The organism is Nostocoides sp. HKS02 (genome assembly GCF_009707485.1).
Taxonomy (GTDB): domain Bacteria; phylum Actinomycetota; class Actinomycetes; order Actinomycetales; family Dermatophilaceae; genus Pedococcus.
The window spans coordinates 2,394,600-2,416,918 of the sequence record NZ_CP046121.1; the positions used below are offsets into that span (position 1 = coordinate 2,394,600).

Sequence of the window (22,319 nt, forward strand, 5' to 3'; positions counted from 1 at the left end):
AGCCGCTACGCCTTCTTGGCGGCCCTCGTGGCGGTCGCCTTCTTGGTCGCGGCTTTCGCGGTCTTGCTGGTCGCCTTCTTGGTCGTCGTCTTGGTCGTCGTCTTCTTGGCGGCCCGCTTGCGCGTGGTGGGGCCCTTGGCCCGCTTCTCGGCCAGCAGCTCGGCACCCCGTTCAGGGGAGATCGCCTCGGGGTCGTCGTCCTTGCGGAGCGTCGCGTTGGTCTCACCGTCGGTGACGTACGGGCCGAAGCGGCCGTCCTTGACCACCATGGGCTTGCCCGAGACCGGGTCGTTGCCGAGCTCCTTCAGCGGGGCGGCCGCGGCGCGACCACGCTGCTTGGGCTGGGCGTAGATCGCCAGCGCTTCCTCGAGGCTGATGTCGAAGAGCTGCTGCTCGGTGGCGAGCGAGCGCGAGTCGGTGCCCTTCTTCAGGTACGGGCCGTAGCGGCCGTTCTGGGCCGTGATCTCGACCTTGGTGCCGTCCTCCTCGGTGGCCATCCCGACGACGCGGGGCAGGCTGAGCAGCTTGAGCGCGGCGTCGAGGTCGAGGGTCGCGAGGTCCATGTCCTTGAACAGCGAGGCCGTGCGTGGCTTGACCTTGCTCTTGCCCTTGAGGGCTGCCGTGTCCTCGTCGAGCACCTCGGTGACGTAGGGCCCGTAGCGGCCGGCCTTGGCCACGATGTCGCGCCCGGTCTCGGGATCCTGGCCGAGGACCTTGCCGTCGTCGGCGGACTGCTCGAGCAGCTCGCGCGCCTTGGCGGGGGTCATCTCGTCGGGAGCGATGTCGTCGTTGATGGTCGCACGGCGGGGCGTGCCGGTCGCACCATCGGCGAGCTCGCCGGTCTCGAGGTTGACTCCCTCGGGCACGGTCTCCTCGACGTACGGGCCGTAGCGGCCGACGCGCACGACGATGCCCTCGCCGATGGGGATCGTCGAGATCTCGCGGGCATCGATCTCGCCGAGGTCCTCGACGAGGTGCTTGAGCCCGTGGCTGTACGCCTGCTCGCCCTTGAGGTCCTTGGCGTCGAGCAGCTCGCCGAAGTAGAACCGGTGCAGCCACGCGGCGCGGTGCTCGTCTCCCCCGGCGATGCGGTCGAGGTCCTCTTCCATGGAGGCGGTGAAGTCGTAGTCGACGAGCTCGCTGAAGTGCTCCTCGAGCAGGCGGGTCACGGCGAACGCGAGCCAGGTCGGGATGAGGGCGGAGCCGCGCGTCACGACGTAGCCGCGGTCCTGGATGGTGCCCACGGTCGAGGCATAGGTCGAGGGGCGGCCGATGCCCTTCTCCTCCATAGCCTTCACGAGGGTGGCCTCGGTGTAGCGCGGCGGCGGGGTGGTCTCGTGACCGTCGGCCTCGGCGCGGACGACGGTGATGCCGACGCCCTCGCTGAGCTTGGGCAGGCGGCGCTCCTCCTCCTGGAGACCGGCGCGGGCCGCCTCCTCGACGTCGCGGCCCTCCTCGTATGCCGCGAGGAACCCGCGGAACGTGATGACCGTGCCCGAGGCGCTGAACTCCACGACCCGGCCGTCCTCGAGCGTGCCGCCGAGCTTCACCGTGGCGGTGGACCCGCGGGCGTCAGCCATCTGCGAGGCGACGGTGCGCTTCCAGATCAGCTCGTAGAGCGCGAACTCGTCTCCACGCAGCTCACCGGCCACCTGCGCCGGGGTGCGGAAGCGGTCACCGGCCGGGCGGATGGCCTCGTGGGCCTCCTGGGCGTTCTTGACCTTCTTCTCGTAGCGGCGCGGGGCGTCGGGGACGTACTCGGCGCCATACAGGTCGCGGGCCTGCTGGCGCGCCGCGGTGAGCGCGGCCTCCGACAGCGTGGTGCTGTCGGTACGCATGTAGGTGATGTAGCCGTTCTCGTAGAGCCGCTGGGCGACCCGCATCGCGTTCTTGGACGACAGCCGCAGCTTGCGCGACGCCTCCTGCTGGAGCGTGCTCGTGGTGAACGGGGCGGAGGGGCGTCGGGTGTAGGGCTTCTCCTGGACGCCCGTCACCGACACCTGCGCCGAAAGGACCTGTGTCGCAATGGAGTTCGCGGTGGCCTCGTCGAGGTGGACGACGCTCTTGCCCTTCAGCGTGCCGTCGTCGGCGAAGTCGCGCCCAGTGGCGACCCGGGTCCCGTCGACCGCGCTGAGCCGTGCCTGGAACTGGTTGCCGGCGCCGTCGGGGGTGAAGTCGCCCTCGACGTCCCAGTACGCCGCCCGGACGAACGCCATGCGCTCGCGCTCGCGCTCGACCACCATGCGGGTCGCGACGGACTGCACCCGGCCCGCGGACAGGCCGGCCTTGACCTTGCGCCACAGGACCGGGCTCACCTCGTAGCCGTAGAGGCGGTCGAGGATGCGCCGGGTCTCCTGGGCGTCGACGAGGGCTGTGTCGAGGTCGCGGGTGCTGTTGGCCGCGCGCTGGATCGCTTCCTTGGTGATCTCGTGGAACACCATCCGCTTGACCGGGACCTTGGGCTGCAGCACCTCGAGCAGGTGCCAGGCGATTGCCTCGCCCTCGCGGTCCTCATCAGTGGCGAGGTAGAGCTCGTCGGCGCCCTTGAGGAGCCGCTTGAGCTCGGACACCTTCTTGCGCTTGTCGGCGTCCACCACGTAGTACGCCTCGAACCCGTTGTCGACGTCCACGCCGAAGCGCCCGAACGGGCCCTTCTTGATGTCGGCGGGCATCTCCGACGGCGTCGGGATGTCGCGGATGTGGCCGACGGACGCCTCGACGTCCCAGTCCTTGCCCAGATAGCCGCCGATTGTCTTCGCCTTGGCCGGCGACTCGACGATGACCAGCTTGCGCCCGGTGCTCACAGATCAAACCTCAGTTCCTGCTGACATGTGCTGCGGATTCGTCGCAGCATCGACATGACAACGCGCACGACGGTAGCCGAGGAGGTCAAATCCGGGGCGATCGGTCTCGCCCGGCGGCATCCGACTATTTGATTGAATCTTCAAGTAGCGTACTCTTGAACCATGACCGAGCCGACCCGCCAGCGGAAGAGTGACCGCCAACCCGTGCTCTACCTGAGCCACGGTGCGCCACCGCTGGCCGACGACCCGGTGTGGACCGAGCAGCTGGCCACCTGGTCGCGTGACGTCGGCAAGCCGACGAACATCCTCATGGTGTCCGCGCACTGGGAGGAGGCGCCACTGGCGCTCAGTGCCACGAGCGGCCAGGTGCCCCTCGTCTACGACTTCTGGGGCTTCCCCCGCCACTACTACGAGGTGACGTATGCCGCGCCGGGCGCGCCCGCGCTCGCGGACCGGGTCACCGGGCTGGTCCACTCCTCCGCCACGCCGGTCCAGCGTGACGAGTCGCGGGGCCTGGACCACGGCGCGTACGTGCCGCTGGTGGAGATGTACCCCGATGCCGACATCCCGGTGCTCCAGATGTCGATGCCCACGCTCGACCCCCGGGCGCTGTTCGACCTGGGTCGCAAGCTGGCGCCGCTGCGCGACGAGGGCACGCTGATCGTCGGCTCGGGCTTCACCACCCACAACCTGCGCTGGTTCAACCCCGGGGCCGGCGCCGACGCCGCGCCCCCGAAGCCGTCCGCGGAGTTCGACAACTGGGCCGCCGAGGCGCTCGAGCGCCAGGACGTCGATGCGATCCTCGACTTCATGAACAAGGCACCCGCGGCCCGCGAGGCGCACCCCCGCACTGAGCACTGGGCGCCGTTGTACGTGAGCCTCGGCGCGGCATACGAGTCGGGCAGCCTCGACAACGAGAGCGTCATCGACGGGTTCTGGTTCGGCCTGAGCAAGAGGTCCTGGCAGTTCACCTGACCGTCACGGGATGACCACGGACTTGCCGCGGGCGTGGAACTCGCCCTGCACGCGGAGCGCTTCGGCCGCCTCGGCCAGCGACCATCGCCGGTCCAGCACCGGCGACAGCTGGCCGGACGCCGCCAGCCGGGCCAGGAGCTCGAGGTCGGCGCGGCTACGGGAGGCGACCTTGAAGGCAGGCGCGTGCTGGGAACTGAAGGCGAAGAAGAACGGAACGCTCAGCATGCGCGGCAGCGGGCGCAGCCACGTGGACTTCGGTGAAGTCACCATCACGTAGGTCCCCTTCGGGGCGACGAGCCGTCGGCTGTCGCGCAAGGTGAGGCTGCCGGCGTTGTCGAAGAACAGGTCGAAGGCGTCACCCAGCGAGCGCACGTCCTGCCTGGTGTAGTCGACGACCCGGTCGGCGCCGCCGCGCCTGGCCGCCTCGACGTTGCGGGTGCTGCACACGGCGGTCACGTGCGACGCGCCGAGGGCCTTGGCGAGCTGGACCGCGAAGCTGCCGACCCCGCCGGAGGCACCGTTCACCAGCACCCGCTGCCCCGGGCGCAGGCCACCCCAGTCGCGCAGGCCCTGCAACGCGGTCTCCGCAGCCACCCCGAGCGTGGCTGCCTGCTCGATGCCGACCCCCTCGGGGACCGGCACCAGCCAGTCCGCCGGCGCCACCACGAACTCGGCGAACCCACCTCCCGGCACCTCGCCGAAAACCCGGTCGCCGATGCCGAGTCGGGTCACGTTGGCCCCCACCGCCTCGACGACGCCGGCCATGTCGGCCCCGGGGACGTGCCGCTTCGGGTGGCGAAGCCCCAGGGTGGGGCGGGCGAACATCGGCAACCCGGTGACGAGGTGCCAGTCGAGCGCGTTGACCGAGGCCGCCCCCACCCGCACCAGCACGTCGTCGGCGCCGAGCTCGGGCACGGGAACGGTGCGCACCGACACGACCTGCTCGGGAGGGCCGTAGCGGTCGTAGACCGCAGCCCGCATGGTCGTGGGGATCGAGGCGCCGTCCTGCGGCGCGGTGCCGGTGGCGTCGGTGGCGGTGGTGTGGTCGAGGTCGGTCATCGCGCTGCTCCTGGGTTCGATGAGGTAAACTTACGGTGTAAATATACAGCGTAAGTTAGGCCTACGCCGTAAGTCTGTCAAGGGTCGCCAGCTACCATTCGTGGTACTCGTGGCGGCCCGCCGACCGAGGCGACCGACCAGCGACCGACCAGCGACCGACCCCTTGAGGAACCCGTGACCGACACCGCCCAGAGTGACCTCGACACCGCTGGCGGCACCGCCCGTCAACCGCTGAGCCGTGAGCGAGTCATGCGCGCAGCCGTGGCGGTGGCCGACCGGGAGGGGATCGCCGCGGTGTCGATGCGCCGCATCGGCCAGGAGCTCGGCGTCGAGGCCATGTCGCTGTACAACCACGTCGCCGGCAAGGAGGCGCTGCTCGACGCGATGGTCGACCAGCTCGCCGCCGAGGTCAACGCCGCGGTCGCCGCGCTCGACGCCCCCGATCCGACCGTCGACTGGCGGGGGGCGCTGCGGGCTCGGGCCCTCGCGGCCCGCCAGGTCATGCTGCGACACCGCTGGGCGCCCAGTGTGCTGGAGACCCGCACGACGATGAGCCTCGACATCGTCCGGTACTACGACGGCGTCGTGGGGATCCTGCGAGCCGGTGGGTTCAGCAACGACCTGGCGCACCACTCGCTGCACGCCCTCGGCAGCCGGGTGATCGGCTTCTCGCAGGAGCTGTTCGACCCAGGCGACGCTGCTGCCGACGGTGCGTCGGAGGAGCTGCTGGCGGCCATGGCCACCCAGATCCCGCACCTCGTCGAGATGCTCGGGGAGGTCGCGCACGACGACCCGGGCTCGACCCTGGGCTGGTGCGACGACCAGAGCGAGTTCGAGTTCGGACTCGATGTGCTGCTCGATGGGCTGGAACGCCGCCGGGCTTCTACGGTGGGCTCATGATCACCGCACTGCACACCCTCGTGTACGCCGAAGACCCCGACGCCGCCCGCACCTTCTTTCGCGACGTCCTGCAGTTCCCCGCGGCCGACACCGGAGGCGGCTGGCTGATCTTCGCCACCGGTCCGAGCGAGCTCGGGGTCCACCCGTCGTCTTGGGAGCACGAGGGACAGACCGGCGGCACGGACCAGCGCTTCGACCTGTCCCTCATGTGCGACGACCTCGAGGCCACCCGCAAGGAGCTGGAGGGCCGCGGCGCCACCTTCGAAGGCGACGTCGTCGAGCAACGGTGGGGGTCGACGCTTCAGCTCAAGATCCCCGGCGCGGGCACGATGATGCTGTTCCAGCCGAAGTACGACCCGCCAGCGCTCGGCCACCCCGACCTCGAGGCGATGTGGTGACCCAGGCTCAGTGATCGGCCGGTCGGCGACGCGGGGCCGGACGGGTTGGGTCGTCCTCGACCGGTTCGACGTGCGCGGGCACCACGATCGGCTTGAGCCGTGCCCACACGAGGAACACGGCCGAGGCGACCGCTAGCGCGAGCCCGGTCCACAGGTTGGCGTTGATGCCGCCGGTCTTGGCCGAGGCCGTGTCACCGAAGAGCCCGGCGAGCAGCAGGATCACGCCGTAGATCCCCAGCAGGGCACCGATGATGTTGCGGATGTCGAAGGCGCCGGCGGTGTGGGTGCCGGACGGTGTGGCCTTCTCGGGCAACGGGGTGGTCTTCTCGGACATCGCGGGACTCCTCTAGAAGGCGAAGTTGAGGATCAGGACGAGGACCAGGGCGATGCCGGCCAGGGGCATGGTGCGCTGGAACCACGGGTGACTGGCTTCCTCGGGGTCGACCAAGTCCTCCCGGGGCGTCTCGGAGTACACCAGCCCGCGCAGCTCCGAAGCCGGCTTGGGCTCGGTCGCGAGGGACACGGCATACGAGACTGCGATGTCGACCACGAAGGCGGTGGAGGCGGCCACGAAGCTCGCGCCCTGCCCGGACAGCGGGATGACGCCGAGGCTGGCCGACCCGAACGCGTCCTGGCTGAGGAAGGCCACCGCCACGGCTGACAACGTGCCGCTGGCCAGACCAGCCCAGCCAGCCGTGGGCGTCATCCGCTTCCAGAACATGCCGAGGATGAAGGTGGCGAACAGGGGCGCGTTGAAGAAGCCGAACAGCGTCTGGAGGTAGTCCATGATGTTGGAGAAGCTGCTGGCGATGGTGGCCGTGAAGATCGCGACGATGGTCGCGGCGACGGTCGCCAGCCGACCGATGCGCAGGTAGTAGTCGTCGCTGTGGTCCTTGCGCAGGTAGCGCTGCCACAGGTCGTAGCTGAACACCGTGTTGAACGCCGAGATGTTGGCGGCCATGCCCGCCATGAAGGCCGCAAGCAGGCCCGCGATGGCCAGCCCGAGCAGACCGTTGGGCAACACGTCGCGCATGAGCAGCAGCAGCGCGTCGTTGTACTTGACGCCCTCGCCCGATGCGCCGCCCGCAGGAGCCCCGCCGCCCTTGAGCTGGACCATCTCCTTGACGAGCACGGCCGAGATCATGCCGGGGAGGATGACGATGAACGGCACGAACATCTTGGGGAACGCGCCGATGATCGGCGTCTTGCGGGCAGCCGAGATCGACTTCGAGGCCATCGCGCGCTGGACCTCGACGAAGTTCGTGGTCCAGTAGCCGAACGAGAGCACGAACCCGAGCCCGAAGACGATGCCGACCACCGAGAGGAACCCGGACCCGAACCCGGACAGGGCCTGACCGGGCCAGGAGTGGAGCTGCTGGCCGGCCGGGGCGACCGCGGCCTTGGCCGGCGCCGAGCTCGCGAAGGCGGTGATCTTGTCCTGCAGACCACTCCACCCACCGACGCGGTGCAGGCCGATCAGGGTCAGCGGCAGCAACGAGGCGACGATGACGAAGAACTGCAGCACCTCGTTGTAGATCGCCGCCGAGAGCCCGCCGAGGGTGATGTAGGACAACACGATCGCTGCGGCCACCAGCAGGGCCACCCACAGGGGCCAGCCCAAGAGCGCGTGCACGATCGACCCCAAGAGGTAGAGGTTGACGCCGGCAATCAGCAGCTGGGCGGTGGCGAAGCTGATCGCGTTGACCAGGTGCGCCCCCGTGCCGAACCGGCGGAACATGAACTCCGGGACCGAGCGCACCTTCGAGCCGTAGTAGAACGGCATCATCACGACGCCGAGGAACAGCATCGCCGGGATGGCTCCGACCCAGAAGTAGTGCACCGTCGGCAGCCCGATCTGGGCGCCGTTGGCCGACATCCCCATGATCTCGACCGCACCGAGGTTGGCCGAGATGAACGCCAGACCGGTCACCCACGCAGGCAGCGAGCGCCCCGAGAGGAAGAAGTCGATCGAGTCCGAGACCGACCGGCGCGCGATGACACCGATGCCGAGAACGAAGACGAAGTAAAGCGCCACGAGGACGTAGTCGAGCCAGTTGGCGTTGATCAGCGTGCCGGCCGCCGCAGGAACGGCCATGGGGGCGAGGTGGGACATCGAGGGCTCCTGGGGGGTGCGTCGGCGAACCTCCGCACCAACCTAGGGCGTATGCCGCAAACCGGCACCCCGAGCGCGCAGCCCGCGTACCCTGTCCTCGCCACGATCGGGGGAAGATCGCGGGTCGCCGACCAGGAGCGGGGAATGAAGCTGAGATCGAGTGTCGTCCTCGCTCTGGCGGTCACTCTTGTCATGACGGCCTGCACTTCGCCCGGCTCCGACTCGGCCACACCGACCACACCACCCGCGCAGGCGCTGGGCTGGCGAGGCGGCGGTCATGGCGAGGCGTTCCAGGCCGGCGCCGCCGTCAAGGGTGCGCCAGAGTGCGCGTACCTCACGGTCCCGACCGACTACGCCCACCCCACCGCCGGCCACCAGTCGTTGGCTGTGACCCGGGTGCAGGCTGGTGGGAGGCGCCAAGGGGTGCTGTTCGTCAACCCCGGTGGTCCCGGTGCACCGGCGACCAGCATGCTGAAAGCCCTGGTTGGCGCGATGCCTTCCGAGGTGACGGACGCCTTCGACATCGTCGCGATGGATCCACGAGCGGTCGGCGAGTCGGGGTACCTCAGCTGTACGGACCCTCAGGCCCGTAGTCGCACCACCCCACTGGACGCCACGCCCGAGGACCCGACCGAGCTGGCCACGCTCAAGGACGGCCTCACCCGGCTGGGCGCCTCGTGCGCACAGCGGCAGCCGTCCCTCGTCGCCCACCTCGGGACGGCTGACTTCGCCCGGGACCTCGACACCCTGAGGTCTGCGCTGGGCGTCGAGCGTCTCGACCTGCTGACCTACTCGTACGGCACGGTGCTGGCCTACGAGTACGCGCGGCTGTTTCCAGGTCGACTGCACCGGATGGTTCTGGACGGGGCGGTCGTCCCGGGCCGCACGCCCGCCGTCCGAGCCCTCGCGAAGGCCAGCACCTCCGAAGACACGCTGTACCAGTTCGCCACGGCGTGTGCGGATGAGAAGTGCAGTCTCGGCTCGACGGCGGACGCAGTCATCGGTGCAGTCAGGGCCATGCAGCGAACCCTGGAACGGGCCCCCGTCACCATCCCCGGTCATGACCCGCTACGACCCGCGGTGGACGCCGGCGCCTTCACCGCGGTGGTGTTCAGCGCGCTCTACTCCCCCGACCTGGCCTTTGAGCTGCCTGCGGTCATGCACGCGCTGGGCAAGGGCGACCCAGCTCCATTCGTCGCCTTGTCCGACAAGCTCGAGAACTCACCCGGCCATGTTGCGAACTCCGTGGTGAACGGTGTCTTCTGGGGGACCTCGTGCCTGGACGAACCGCGCACCGAGATCACGCCGGGGGCCAGGGCCGCGATCGATGACGCGTCCGAGACTTTTGGCGTGCTCCTGGCCACCTCAGCCGAGCTGTGCGGCTCATGGCCGGTCCCAGCCCAGCCGCTGGTCGGGACGACCCTGAGCGCTGACGTCGGCGCCAGGACACTGATCGTCAGCAACGCGTCCGACCCAGCCACTCCGCGCTCGGAGGCGATTGCCCTGCGCGCAAGGATCCCCGGGTCCGCCCTGCTCGAGGTCGACATCTGGGGCCACACCGCCACCTTCGAAGGACTGAGCTGTGTCGACGCCGCCGTCACTACCTTCCTGGTGCGTGGGGACAGCAGGCCCGCATCGCGGACCTGCAGTCCTGACTGAGCCGGTCTGCGCGGGGTGGACCGCGGCCAGCGCCAGCCGACCGCATCACCGTGCAGGGTCTTCCGGGTCAGGACCCGGGAGACCCTGCACGCTCCGCCATCGGGAAGCTCACGGGCGGGCCGCCGCCATCTCCGGTGCAGGGGCCTCGCCGGTGTCCACGTCGACCGCCGCCCCGCTGAACTGCGCGGCATACAGCTCGGCGTACGCGCCATCGCGCAGCAGGAGCTCCTCGTGGGAGCCCTGCTCCACGATCTGCCCGTCACGCATCACGAGGATGACGTCGGCGTCACGGATCGTGGACAGCCGGTGGGCGATGACGAAGCTCGTGCGGTCGTGGCGCAACGCCGACATCGCCTGCTGCACCAGCAGCTCGGTGCGGGTGTCGACCGAGCTCGTGGCCTCGTCGAGGATCAGGAGCGCCGGGTCGGCGAGGAAGGCGCGGGCGATGGTGAGGAGCTGCTTCTCCCCGGCGCTGATGTTGCCACCTTCGGCATCGAGCACCGTGTCGTAGCCGTCGGGCAACGAGTGCACGAACCGGTCGACATAGGTGGCGCGGGCGGCAGCGAGCACGTCCTCGTCGGACGCACCGGGGCGGCCGTAGGCGATGTTGTCGCGGATCGTGCCGCCGAACAGCCAGGTGTCCTGCAGGACCATGCCGATCTCGCCGCGCAGGTTGTCGCGGCGCAGGTTGGTGATGTCGACGCCGTCGAGCGTGATGCGGCCACCGTCGAGCTCGTAGAACCGCATGATGAGGTTGACCAGCGTCGTCTTGCCGGCTCCGGTCGGGCCCACGATCGCCACGGTCTGCCCTGGCTCCACGACGAGGTCGAGGTGCTCGATGAGCGGCTTGGCGGGGTCGTACGAGAAGGACACGTCCTCGAACTCCACCCGGCCGTGCGGGTCGTCCAAGGTCGTCGCATCGGCCGCGTCGGGGCGCTGCTCGGCGGCATCCAGCACCTCGAAGACCCTCTCTGCAGAGGCCACCCCGGACTGCAGCAGGTTGGCCATCGACGCGACCTGCGTGAGCGGCTGGGTGAACTGCCGCGAGTACTGGATGAACGCCTGCACGTCGCCGAGGCTCATCGACCCGCTCGCCACGCGCAGGCCCCCGACCACGGCGATGATGACGTAGTTGAGGTTCCCGATGAACATCATCGTCGGCATGATGATGCCGCTGACGAACTGCGCACCGAAGCCTGCGTCGAACAGGTCGTCGTTCTTCGCCCGGAACGCGGCGCGCACCTCGTCCTGACGGCCGAACACCTTGACGAGCTGGTGACCGGTGAAGGTCTCCTCGACGATCGAGTTGAGCTCGCCAGTGCTCTTCCACTGCTGCACGAAGTGACGCTGCGAGCGCTTGCCGATGGCCGCGGTCACCACCATCGAGACCGGAATGGTCACCAGCGCGATCACGGCCAGCAGCGGCGAGATGTAGATCATCATGGCCACCATCGCCACCACCGTGAGCAATGAGGTGAGCAGCTGGCTCAACGTCTGTTGCAGGCTCTGCGCGACGTTGTCGATGTCGTTCGTCACCCGGCTCAGCAGCTCACCACGCGGCTGGGCGTCGAAGTACGGCAACGGAAGCCGGTTGAGCTTGTCCTCGACGTCACGCCGCAACGTGAAGATCGTGCGGTTGACCGCGCCGGTGAGGATCCAGCCCATCGCCCACGACAGCAGGCTGGCCGCCACGTAGATGCCGAGCACCGCCAGCAGGACCTGGCCCACCGCGCCGAAGTCGATCCCCGAGCCGGGCACGAGGTTCGGCATGTTCGCGACCATGTCGGCGAAGGTGTTCTGGCCGTGCGCCCGCAGCCCCTGGACGATCTCGTCACGGGTGGCGGTGGCGGGCAGGTGCTTGCCGACCACGCCCCCGAAGATGAGGTCGGTGGCGCGGCCGAGGATCTTCGGCCCGACCGCGTTGAGGGCCACGCTCGTGACGGCGAGCGCCAGCACGGCATACAAAGAGCTCCGCTCGGGCCGTAGCAAGCCCAGGAGCCGCTTGGCGGACGGCCCGAAGTTCTGCGACTTCTCAGCGGGCACGCCCGCGCCCATCATCGGCCCGTGCCGCTGACCGGCGCGCGCCCCTGGCCCCCGGCGCGCCTCGGCGGCCTTCTCCTCGGCGGTCTTCACACCCTCGGTCATGACTGCTCGCCTCCGCGCTTGCTCCGCGCCTCGCTCGTTCCTCGCTCGTGTGCTCGCTTGGCTGTCGGCTCGCTCATGCCGCCGCCTCCTCTGCGGAACGCTGGGACTCGACGATCTCGAGGTAGGTCGGGCAGGTCGCGAGCAGCTCGTCGTGGCTGCCCGCACCCACCACCACCCCGTCGTCGAGGACGACGATGTGGTCGGCGTCGATGATGGTGGACACCCGTTGCGCGACCACGATCACCGCCGTATGCCGGGTCACCGGCCGCAGCGCCGAGCGGAGCCTGGCGTCCGTGGACAGGTCGAGCGCCGAGAAGCTGTCGTCGAAGAGGAACACCTCGGGCTTGGCCACCAGGGCCCGGGCGATGGCCAGCCGCTGGCGCTGTCCTCCCGAGACGTTGGTGCCTCCCTGGGCGATCAGCGAGTCGAGACCGGCGGGCATGGCCCGGACGAAGTCCTCGGCCTGGGCGATGCGCAACGCCTCCCAGAGCTCCTCGTCGGTGGCGTTCGAGTCGCCGTACCGCAGGTTGGAAGCGACCGTGCCCGTGAACAGGTAGGGCCGCTGCGGGACCAGCCCGATGCGCGACCACACGTCCTCGAGCGCTGCCTCGCGGATGTCCACTCCGCCCAGCCGGACCGAGCCACCGGTGACGTCGTAGAGCCGGGGAATCAGCGAGAGCAGCGTCGACTTGCCCGCACCGGTACTCCCGATGATCGCCGTGGTCCTGCCCGGCTCGGCCACGAGGGACACGCCCTGGAGCACCGGCGCCGCAGCGCCGGGGTAGGAGAAGACGACATCCTGGAGCTCCACGCTGGTGCCCGTGCGCGGAATGGCCACCGGCGCGGACGGTTCGACCACCGTCGAGTCGGTGTCGAGGATCTCGACGATGCGTCCAGCCGAGACCGTGGCGCGGGGAATCATCATCGACATGAACGTCGCCATCATCACCGACATGAGGATCTGCATGAGGTAGCTCATGAACGCGGTCAGCTCGCCGATCTGCATCTGGCCGGCATCGACGCGCTTAGCACCGAACCACAGCACCGCCACGGTCGAGGCGTTGAAGATGAGCATGACGATGGGGAAGACCATGGCCATCAGCCGGCCGACGGCGAGCGCGGTGCCGGTGTACTGGGTGTTGGCTGCCGCGAACCGCTGGCGTTCGTGGTTCTCGCGGACGAACGCCCGCACGACGCGGATGCCGGTGATCTGCTCGCGGAGGACCCGGTTGACCGAGTCGACGGACTCCTGCATGAGTCGGAAGTTCGGGATCATCCGTCGGATCACCATGGCGACCGAGAAGGCGAGCAGTGGCACGGCCACGGCCACCAGCCACGAGAGACCGACGTCCTCACGCAGGGCCATGATGATACCGCCGACCATCATGATCGGCGCCGAGACCATCATCACGGCACCCATGAAGACGACCTGCTGCACCTGGGTGACGTCGTTGGTGTTGCGAGAGATCAGGGTCGGGGCACCGAACCGCGACACCTCCTGGGCCGAGAAGTCGCCGACCCTGGCGAAGATGCCGGCGCGCAGGTCGCGACCGAGCCCGGCGGCGGACCGCGCGCCGAGGTAGGTGGCGCAGACCGTCGCCACGATCTGGACGAGGGACACCCCGAGCATCCACCCGCCCGTGCCCAGGATATAGCCGGTGTCGCCCTTGGCCACCCCGTTGTCGATGATGCGGCCGTTGAGGCTGGGCAGGTAGAGCGAGGCGATGGTGCCGACCAGCTGGAGGCCGACGAGGATGGCGATCATGCCTCGATACGGCCTGAGGTAGTCGCGGATGATCCTGACGAGCACTAGTGGTTCCCCCCTCATGGTGGTGGCTGGCTTCAAGGTCCCCTCGAGGACCACGTCGACGAGCTCGTCCGCCGAGCTGCCCGACGAGTCGAGCATGGGATGGACGCTGGACAGGGTGATCATGCGCAGGTAGCCGACGACCTTCTCCGGGGGCATCCGCAGCTGGTCGGCGTCGTCGCCGATCAGCGCCACGAAGTCCGCGTCGATCACCGCGGTGGACCGCTGGCGCTCGTGCGCATGGTCATGGCCACTCGGGCGCTCCAGCCGCTGACCCGTGGCTTGCAGCACCGTCATCAGCGAGAAGATCCCGATCAGGTGGGCCTGCATCACCCCGACCGCCGCAGCCAGCCGGTCGCGCAGCGGTTGACTGCGGTCGATCTGGCTCAGCTCACGGTGCAGCCCGGCGGTGTCGAAGGCCTCGCGGATGCAGGCGCTGATCAGCTCGTCCTTGCTGTCGAACACCCGGAAGATCGTGCCCTCGGCGATACCGGACACCTTGGCGATCTCGCGGGTGCTCAGGGCCCTGCCCTTGTCGCGCAGCAACGGGATGGTGGCAGCCACGATCGCTGCCCGACGGTCGTCGGGCGCCATGGCGGGGGCGCGAGGTGTCACCTGCTCAGGTTAAGTGAGTGAGCACTCACTCACAAGTGGTTTCCCGACCTGCGGAAATGCCAGGCCTCCCAGCGATCGACGGGTCCTCCACTCACTGGCGATGCCCTCACACGAGCAGGCCGTCGGCCACGAGCCCGCGCATCAGCGGCACCAGCTGAGCCCGGAGCGCGGCGGCGTCGACCGCGAGGAGTTCCGCGATTGCGGTGATCGCAGCGCCAGCAGGCAGGCTGCCGTCGCAGACGCTGACCAGGGCCGCGCCGGCCGTGTCGAGCCGTACGGTTCGCCGCAGCCCACCGCCCTGTCGGAGCAGGATGACCGCCTGATCCTCCTCCCCTGGCCGCCCATGGCGCTCCTCGGTGACATCGGGGGCACACGACCAGGCGGTCTCGAGGAGCTCGTCGTCGTCGTGTTCGGCCAGCCAGGTCCGCGCCCGCACACCAGCCAGCACGTGTGGACCCATCGGCGCCGCCACCGGACCCGCCACTTCGGTCAGGTCCACGAACGGCGCCCGCTCGCCCGCCGGCCGCTGCAGCGTGATCACGCCGAACCCGATGGCGGTCACGCCACGCGAGGCGAAGTCGTCGAGCCACGCGGCATACATGGCGGCGAACTCGGCGGTGGCGCTGTGGTGACCGCCATCGCGGGACCAGGTCTCGGCGTACTGCGCCGGGTCCTGCAGCTCGCGCTGGATGACCCAGGCGTCGAGGCCGGTGTCGGCCACCCATCCGCGCACCCGCTCGTGCCAGTCGGCGTCGCCGACGACCTCCCAGTTGCCGAGGAACTGTGCGATGCCGCCGGGCTCGAGGTGGTCACCGATCGAGCGCACCAGATCAGCGACCACGGCGTCACCCGCCTGACCGCCGTCGCGGTACTCGAACATCGGCACCTCGGGCGAGCGCGGGGTGATGACGAACGGAGGGTTGCTGACGATGAGCTCGAACCGTTGGCCCGCAACGGGATCCAGCATCGAGCCCTCGACGATCTCCCAGTCGCAGCCGTTGAGCGCAGCGTTGAAGCGGGCGAAGGCCAGGGCTCGGGTCGAGATGTCGGTGACCGTGATATGGCGAGCGTGGGAGCCGAGGTGCAGGGCCTGGACGCCACAGCCGGTGCCGAGGTCGAGGGCCCGGTCGACCGGTGGCCGAGGCGTCCACGACGCCAGCGTGGTCGAGGCTCCCCCGATGCCGAGGACGTGGTCCGGGTGGAGTGGGGCCCGGGTCGCCAGCTCGGAGAGGTCGGAGGCCACCCACCAGGAATGGCCGTCATCGCCGTAGGGCCGCAGGTCGCAGGTCGCGACGACGCCGGGCCCCTGCTCACGCACGAGGCCCAGGGCGGTCGCACCACTGATCCCCAGGGTGGGCAGGGCGCGCTCGAGGTCCTCTGCGTCGACGGCGTCGCCCAGCCCGAACAGCCGCACCAGGGTCGCCAGCGGGGTGCCCACGTCTGCGGTGACCCGTTGGGCGGGCAGCGCCTGCTCGCGGCCGAGCGCCGCCTGGGCGAGCGGTCCGAGGAGTGCGTCCACCGCCTCGACGGTGTACGGCGCGCGCTCGAGGTCGGTCCGCAGCCGGGCGACGAGGTCGGGATCGGTGACCGGGGTCGGGGTGCTCATCCGTCGAGGAACCCACCCAGGTTGAACCCGCCGCCGCCTCCCCCGCCCTGCGCGACTGGCGGGGTCCACTCGCTGGGCTGGACGACCACGAACCCCTGGCCCGAGAACGCGTACTGGAACGCCTCGCCCGAGCCGCCACGCAGCATCGACCGCACGTTCATGCTCGACACCACCTGGGGCACGAGGTTGGCGGACCACCCCACGCAGGCCTGCACGTCGACGTACGTGGGCTTGTTGGCTGCAGTCGAGGATCACGGGCTGGCCGACCGTGTGGATGGCGACCGTGCCGCTGCCCTGGAGCGTCGTGTTGAACAGTCCGCCGCTGAGCATGCCGGCGCCCTGCACCCGCTTGATGTCCCAGCTGATCGAGGAGTCGAAGGCGAGCAGGTTGCGGGCGTTGACCGACAGCGCATCGCCGGTGAGCTCGATGAGGAACACGAAGCCGGCCTCGGAGGCGAAGAAGACGTCGCCCTCACCAGACACCCGCATCAGCGAGACGTCCTCGCCCGTCACCACCTTCTTGAAGAGCTTGCCGACGCTGCCGGCCTTCTCGTGGTCGAAGCGGATCTGCCCCTGGTAGGACACCATGGCGCCCTTGACCGCCAGCACGTCGCCGCCCAGGTGGACGCGCAGCATCTGGGGGTTCTGGAGGGCGAAACGCTGCCCGGCCTGGACTTCGAGGTTGCGCTGGTCGAACAGTGGGCTCTGCATGGAGCCAGCCTAGGGTTCCCCTCCGCTCGGCGGCACGGCATACGGGCAGGAAAGCGGCGGCCGGCACCACCGTGAGGTGGGCCGGCCGCCGCGTGGGTATGCCGTGTGGTGCCTAGCGGTTCGCGGGCTCCTCGAGCACGTCGGTCGACTCGTCGACCGCCACACCCGGCGCGGTGACAGCCCCCGCGTCAGGCGTCGAGGCGACGTCCGCTGTGCCGTCGTCGCTGCCACCGATGGCCAGGTCGCGCGTCTTGGACACGGCGACCGCGGCGACGACGATGATGAGCGCCGCAGCAGCGATGCCGTAGCGGACCACGTTGTTCTTGCCGTCCCCGATCGACAAGGTCACGATGGCCGGCGCGATGAGCACGGAGACGAGGTTCATCACCTTGATCAGCGGGTTGATCGCCGGGCCTGCGGTGTCCTTGAAGGGGTCACCCACGGTGTCGCCGATGACCGTCGCCTCGTGGGCGGCGCTCCCCTTACCGCCGTGGTGGCCGTCCTCGACGATCTTCTTCGCGTTGTCCCACGAGCCACCGGAGTTGGCCAGGAACACCGCCATGAGGCAGCCCGTGCCGATGGCACCGGCCAGGAAGCCGGCGAGCGGGCCGATGCCGAGGCCGAAACCGATGGCCACGGGGGTCAGCGCCGCCAGCAGGCCAGGCGTCGCGAGCTCGCGCAGCGAGTCCTTGGTGCAGATGTCGACGACGCGGCCGTACTCGGGCTTCTCGGTGTAGTCCATGATGCCCGGGTGCTCGCGGAACTGGCGGCGCACCTCGAACACGATCGCCCCTGCGGCGCGGGTCACGGCGTTGATGGCCAGGCCCGAGAACAGGAAGACCACCGCGGCGCCGAGGAGCAGCCCGACCAGGGTGCTCGGCGTGACGATCTCGAGGCTGAACGAGGTCGACAGCTGGCGCTGGATCGCGGTCACGTCAGCCTGCGAGAGCGCGCCACTCTGGGCCTTGGCCTGAAGGCCCGTGATGATCGGGCCGAGGGTGTTCTTCCACGCGTCCGAGTAGGAGCCGAACAGCGCCGTCGCCGCGAGCACGGCGGTGGCGATGGCGATTCCCTTGGTGATGGCCTTGGTGGTGTTGCCGACGGCGTCGAGGTCGGTGAGGATCTGTGCGCCCTCGCCGTCGACGTCGCCGGACATCTCGGCGATGCCCTGGGCGTTGTCGGACACCGGTCCGAAGGTGTCCATCGCCACGATGACGCCCACCGTGGTGAGCAGCCCGCAGCCGGCCAGCGCGATGAGGAACAGCGACAGGACGACCGACCCGCCACCGAGCAGGAAGGCGAGGTAGACCGCGCCACCGATGATGACGGCGGTGTAGACCGCCGACTCGAGGCCGACCCCGATGCCCGACAGCACGACGGTGGCCGCGCCGGTCAGGGAGGTGCGAGCCACGTCCTTGGTCGGGCGCTTGTCGGTGCCCGTGAAGTAACCGGTCAGCCAGAGGATCACCGCAGCGAGCACGATGCCGATGATCACGGCCAGCACGGCGGTGCGGCGCGGGTCGCCCGCGAGCACGGTGACCGTCTGGTCGCTCGAGCCCAGACCCTTGAAGGTGTCGGGCAGGTAGACGTATGCCGCCACGCCCGACAGCACCGCGGCGATGGCTGCCGAGATGTAGAAGCCGCGGTTGATGGCCTTCAGCGCGTTCTCACCGGGCTTGACCCGGGTGATGAAGACGCCGACGAGCGCGGTCACCGCGCCGATCGCCGGGACGATCAGCGGGAAGACGAGCCCATAGGTGCCGAAGGCGGCCGAACCCAGGATGAGGGCGGCCACCAAGGTCACGGCATACGACTCGAAGAGGTCGGCGGCCATGCCGGCGCAGTCGCCCACATTGTCGCCGACGTTGTCGGCGATGGTCGCCGCGTTGCGCGGGTCATCCTCGGGGATGCCGGCCTCGACCTTGCCGACGAGGTCGGCGCCCACGTCGGCGGCCTTGGTGAAGATGCCACCGCCGACGCGCATGAACATCGCGAGCAGCGCGGCGCCGAAGCCGAAGCCCTCGAGAACCTTGGGGGCCTCACCCTTGTAGAGAAGGACGACGACCGACGCGCCCAGCAGACCCAGGCCGACCGTGGCCATACCGACGGTGCCGCCGGTGCGGAACGCGATCCGCATGCCGAAGTCGCGGTTCCCGTCACGGGCGGCCGAGGCGACACGCACGTTGGCCTTCACCGCGAGGCTCATGCCGAGGTAGCCGATGGCTGCGGAGAAGAGCGCACCGACGATGAAGAAGCCCGAGCGACCCCACCGGACGCCCATGGTGTCGGCCGGCAGCAGGAGCAGGAGCCCGAAGACCAGCACCACGAAGACGCTGAGGGTCTTGAACTGCCGAGCGAGGTACGCCTGCGCGCCTTCCTCGACCGCAGCGCCGATCTCCTGCATCTTCTCGGTGCCGGGATCGGCCGCGAGGACCTGTTGGCGGAAATAGACACCCATGGCCAGCGAGATGACCGCGATCGCGGCTACCACGATGACCAGGGTGAGATTGGTGCCGGTCAGCGGCATTTCAGCTGCTGCGGCAGACGCAAGGCGCGACATTCCATCCTCCTCGATGGGGAACACACTGGGACCACCCACGCGCACGCCGAGGGTGGCGCACCGCCGAGGGGGACGATGGGGCGAGGGTAATGCACCTCACACCGTTTGTGGACGTGGATGAGGCGCGTTACACAGAATTCGAGTCCGAGGCCTCAACGGCTTCGTCGACGGTCGGATAGATGTGGAAGACCTTGTCGAGCCCCGTGATCTTGAAGACCTTGAGGATGCGCTCCTGGGCGCTGACGATGCGCAGCGCGCCGTTCTGGCCCCGGACGAGCTTGAGCCGACCGACGAGGACCCCCAGGCCGGTGGAGTCCATGAACGTGACCTTCTCGAGGTCGACGACCAGACTCGTGCGCCCGGCCGCGACCTGCTTGTCGAGTACCTCGCGCAGCAGGGGCGCCGTGTAGACGTCGATCTCGCCGGCCACGTGGACGACGGTGACTGCGCCCTGCTCGGTGCTGGAGACCGAAAGATCCACGGCCACCCTTTCATTTCGACTGCGTCTATGGGCCGAGACGGTGCGGTCTGCCCTCGGGATTACGGTAGCGGCAATGTCCAGTGATGCTCGCACACCACCCCCCGGACGGCCTCCGTTCGATCCCGTGTCGGTGCTGGCCGGGCTCACGCGGGCCGCGGGCGAGGAGCGGCTGCTGCACGTGCACGAGGTGCCAGCCCGCGCCGCATCCCTTGCGCCATGGCCCGACTGGGTGGATCCCAGCGTGTATGCCGCGTGCGCCGGCGCGGGCGTGACGTCGCTGTGGGAGCACCAACGTGCTGCCGCTGACCTCGCCCATGCTGGCTCGCACGTGGTGATGGCGACCGGCACGGCATCGGGCAAGAGCCTGGGCTACCTGCTGCCGGTGCTGAGCGCGCTCGTGGCGGGCTCGGACGCGCCCACGGGCCGCGGCGCGACGGCGCTGTACCTGTCGCCGACGAAGGCGCTCGCCGCGGACCAGCTCGCACGCATCACGTCGATGGCCGTGCCGGGGGTCCGGGCCGCGACCTACGACGGCGACACCCCGACCGAGGAGCGCCGCTGGATCCGCGACCACGCCCAGCTGGTGCTCACCAACCCGGACCTGGTCCACCATTCGCTCCTGCCCCTGCACGAGCGGTGGGCGCCCTTCCTGCGCGCTCTGCGCTACGTCGTCATCGACGAGTGCCACGTCTACCGCGGCGTCTTCGGGTCACACCTGGCCGCGCTGCTGCGCCGCCTGCGGCGGGTGTGCGCCCGCTACGGCTCGTTCCCCACGTTCGTGCTGGCGTCCGCGACGGTGCGTGACCCGGGGGGCCACGCCAGCCGCCTGGTCGGTCTGCCGGTCGAAGCGGTCACGCGCGACGGCTCCCCGCGCGAGGCCATGACCTTCGCGTTGTGGGAACCCGGCACCCTCTCGGACGGCGAGGGGCGCCGGTCGGCCACCTCCGAGGCCGCCGACCTGCTGGCAGAGCTGGTGGCCCAGCGCGTCCAGACGGTGGCGTTCGCGAGGTCGCGGGCAGGGGTCGAGGCGCTGGCGACCAGCGCCCGCCGGACCCTGTCCGAGAGGGCACCGCACCTCGAAGGGGCCGTCGCGGCATACCGGGGTGGGTACCTGCCCGAAGAGCGACGGGCGCTGGAGCGATCCCTTCGCGACGGATCGCTGGTCGGGCTGGCCGCGACGAACGCGTTGGAGCTGGGCATCGACATCAGCGGCCTCGACGCCGTGCTGCTGGCCGGCTGGCCGGGCACGCGGGCCTCGCTGTGGCAGCAGGCCGGGCGCGCGGGCCGAGCCGGAACCCGCTCGCTGGCGGTCTTCGTGGCGGCGGACGACCCGCTCGACACCTACGTCGTGCACCACCCCGACGTGGTCTTCGGGCAGCCGGTCGAGGCGACCGCGCTCGACCCGGACAACCCCCACGTCCTGGCCCCCCACCTCGCGGCGGCGGCCGCCGAGCTGCCCCTGCGCGAAGCCGACCTGCCGATGTTCGGCCCGTCGGCGGCCGGCCTGCTCGAGGTGCTGGTGGCCCGCGGCATCCTGAGGAGGCGGCCGAACGGGTGGTACTGGGCCCGCACCGACCGAGCCAGCGACCACGTGTCCCTGCGGGGTGCGGGTGAGGTCGTGGGCATCGTCGAACAGCGCACTGGCCGGGTGCTCGGCACCATCGACGAAGCATCAGCGCACTCCCAGGCCCACACCGGAGCCGTGCACGTCCACCAGGGAGACACGTTCGTGGTCACCGAGCTCGACCTCGAGGGCGGGACGGCTTCCGTCGTCCGCGGCGACCCGGGGTGGAGCACCTTCGCCCAGTCCGTCAGTGCGTTCGACATCGTCGGGGCGCAGCGCTCGCAGGCATGGGGGCCGGTGGAAGTGTCGTTCGGCGCGGTGCGGGTGCACACGCAGGTGACGTCCTTCCTGCGACGCCTGCCCAGCGGCGAGGTCATCGGGACGCACCCGCTCGACCTGCCGCAGCGCACGCTGGCCACCAAGGCCGTGTGGTGGACCATGCCGGTGGAGTTCCTCGCGCACGCGGGGGTGCAGGAGCAGGACATCCCGGGGGCGGCGCACGCGGCCGAGCACGCGGGCATCGGGATGCTGCCGCTCGTGGCCACCTCGGACCGCTGGGACATCGGCGGCGTCTCCACCGCGCTGCATCCCGACACCGGACTCCCGACGATCCTGGTCTACGACGGCTACCCGGGCGGGGCGGGTTTCGCCGAGCGGGCCTTCGAGTCGTTCCGCGCGTGGCTGGAGGCGACCCTCGAGACGATCACGTCGTGCCGATGCGAGCAGGGGTGCCCGGCCTGTGTGCAGTCCCCGAAGTGCGGCAACGGCAACGAGCCGCTCGACAAGGCAGGGGCGGCGAGGCTCCTTGCGGCGGTCCTCGCCCACGCTCCTGCACCTGCGTCCGGCGACCGTTCGCAACGGGCACAACCCCAGGTCGCGGGCTAGGGTCGAGACACAGGCGCTGCCCGGCGCCCCAAGACTC

14 protein-coding genes and 1 pseudogene are annotated in these 22,319 nt (G+C 69.8%); 5 read left to right on the forward strand and 10 right to left on the reverse strand.

The features are described 5' to 3' along the window. Positions 1-5 precede the first annotated feature (5 nt). Positions 6-2,804: a type I DNA topoisomerase gene (gene topA / locus GKE56_RS11520; protein ID WP_154684661.1), complete on the reverse strand. Its 2,799-nt coding sequence runs from the start codon at positions 2,802-2,804 to the stop codon at positions 6-8. 162 nt (positions 2,805-2,966) lie between these two features. Between topA and GKE56_RS11525 the strand changes: the two genes are divergently transcribed. Further along, entirely contained in the window at positions 2,967-3,779 is an 813-nt protein-coding gene (locus tag GKE56_RS11525; protein WP_154684662.1) for a dioxygenase, read from the forward strand. Between the two features lie 3 nt (positions 3,780-3,782). On the opposite strand, the gene GKE56_RS11530 is transcribed toward GKE56_RS11525, so the two are convergent. Then, complete coding sequence (locus tag GKE56_RS11530; protein ID WP_154684663.1) at positions 3,783-4,838, reverse strand: NAD(P)-dependent alcohol dehydrogenase; 1,056 nt, start codon at positions 4,836-4,838, stop codon at positions 3,783-3,785. Positions 4,839-5,012: 174 nt separating this feature from the next. Here GKE56_RS11530 and GKE56_RS11535 point away from each other — a divergent pair, with 174 nt between their 5' ends. Both GKE56_RS11535 and GKE56_RS11540 read left to right on the forward strand, forming a co-directional pair. Beyond that, positions 5,013-5,738, forward strand: a complete 726-nt coding sequence (locus tag GKE56_RS11535; protein ID WP_230208921.1) for a TetR/AcrR family transcriptional regulator — start codon at positions 5,013-5,015, stop codon at positions 5,736-5,738. Further along, positions 5,735-6,136: a VOC family protein gene (locus tag GKE56_RS11540; RefSeq protein ID WP_154684664.1), complete on the forward strand. Its 402-nt coding sequence runs from the start codon at positions 5,735-5,737 to the stop codon at positions 6,134-6,136. Before GKE56_RS11535 ends, GKE56_RS11540 begins: the two co-directional genes overlap by 4 nt. A 7-nt stretch (positions 6,137-6,143) precedes the next feature. Here the strand turns inward: GKE56_RS11540 and GKE56_RS11545 are convergent, their stop codons facing one another. Together GKE56_RS11545 and GKE56_RS11550 are read right to left on the reverse strand one after the other, a co-directional pair. Then, the gene (locus GKE56_RS11545) at positions 6,144-6,470 is read right to left on the reverse strand and encodes a hypothetical protein (protein WP_154684665.1); all 327 of its coding nucleotides are present in this window, start codon (positions 6,468-6,470) and stop codon (positions 6,144-6,146) included. Positions 6,471-6,482: 12 nt separating this feature from the next. Further along, complete coding sequence (locus GKE56_RS11550; RefSeq protein ID WP_230208922.1) at positions 6,483-8,249, reverse strand: sodium:solute symporter family protein; 1,767 nt, start codon at positions 8,247-8,249, stop codon at positions 6,483-6,485. A 192-nt stretch (positions 8,250-8,441) separates the two neighbouring features. On the opposite strand from GKE56_RS11550, the gene GKE56_RS11555 reads away from it, so the two are divergent. After that, the gene (locus tag GKE56_RS11555) at positions 8,442-9,908 is read left to right on the forward strand and encodes an alpha/beta hydrolase (RefSeq protein ID WP_195908092.1); all 1,467 of its coding nucleotides are present in this window, start codon (positions 8,442-8,444) and stop codon (positions 9,906-9,908) included. Positions 9,909-10,016: 108 nt separating this feature from the next. Here the strand turns inward: GKE56_RS11555 and GKE56_RS11560 are convergent, their stop codons facing one another. The 6 genes and pseudogenes from GKE56_RS11560 to GKE56_RS11585 all read right to left on the reverse strand — a co-directional run bounded on the left by GKE56_RS11560 (position 10,017) and on the right by GKE56_RS11585 (position 19,833). Next, a complete protein-coding gene (locus tag GKE56_RS11560; protein ID WP_154684667.1) occupies positions 10,017-12,053 on the reverse strand; it encodes an ABC transporter ATP-binding protein in 2,037 nt (678 codons plus the stop codon). 73 nt (positions 12,054-12,126) lie between these two features. Next, the gene (locus GKE56_RS11565) at positions 12,127-14,475 is read right to left on the reverse strand and encodes an ABC transporter transmembrane domain-containing protein (protein WP_154684668.1); all 2,349 of its coding nucleotides are present in this window, start codon (positions 14,473-14,475) and stop codon (positions 12,127-12,129) included. Positions 14,476-14,581: 106 nt separating this feature from the next. After that, entirely contained in the window at positions 14,582-16,081 is a 1,500-nt protein-coding gene (locus GKE56_RS11570; RefSeq protein WP_154684669.1) for a class I SAM-dependent methyltransferase, read from the reverse strand. After that, positions 16,078-16,792 (reverse strand): annotated as a pseudogene (locus tag GKE56_RS18290) (AIM24 family protein). The gene GKE56_RS11570 and the pseudogene GKE56_RS18290 overlap by 4 nt, the downstream one beginning before the upstream one ends. Before the next feature lie 112 nt (positions 16,793-16,904). Continuing rightward, the gene (locus tag GKE56_RS11580) at positions 16,905-19,319 is read right to left on the reverse strand and encodes a sodium-translocating pyrophosphatase (protein ID WP_230208923.1); all 2,415 of its coding nucleotides are present in this window, start codon (positions 19,317-19,319) and stop codon (positions 16,905-16,907) included. A gap of 160 nt (positions 19,320-19,479) precedes the next feature. Further along, positions 19,480-19,833 carry an anti-sigma factor antagonist gene (locus tag GKE56_RS11585; RefSeq protein ID WP_154684671.1) on the reverse strand — a complete coding sequence of 118 codons (354 nt, stop codon included), beginning with the start codon at positions 19,831-19,833 and terminating at the stop codon, positions 19,480-19,482. A gap of 73 nt (positions 19,834-19,906) precedes the next feature. Between GKE56_RS11585 and GKE56_RS11590 the strand changes: the two genes are divergently transcribed. Then, complete coding sequence (locus GKE56_RS11590; protein WP_154684672.1) at positions 19,907-22,282, forward strand: DEAD/DEAH box helicase; 2,376 nt, start codon at positions 19,907-19,909, stop codon at positions 22,280-22,282. The last annotated feature ends 37 nt before the right edge of the window (positions 22,283-22,319 follow it).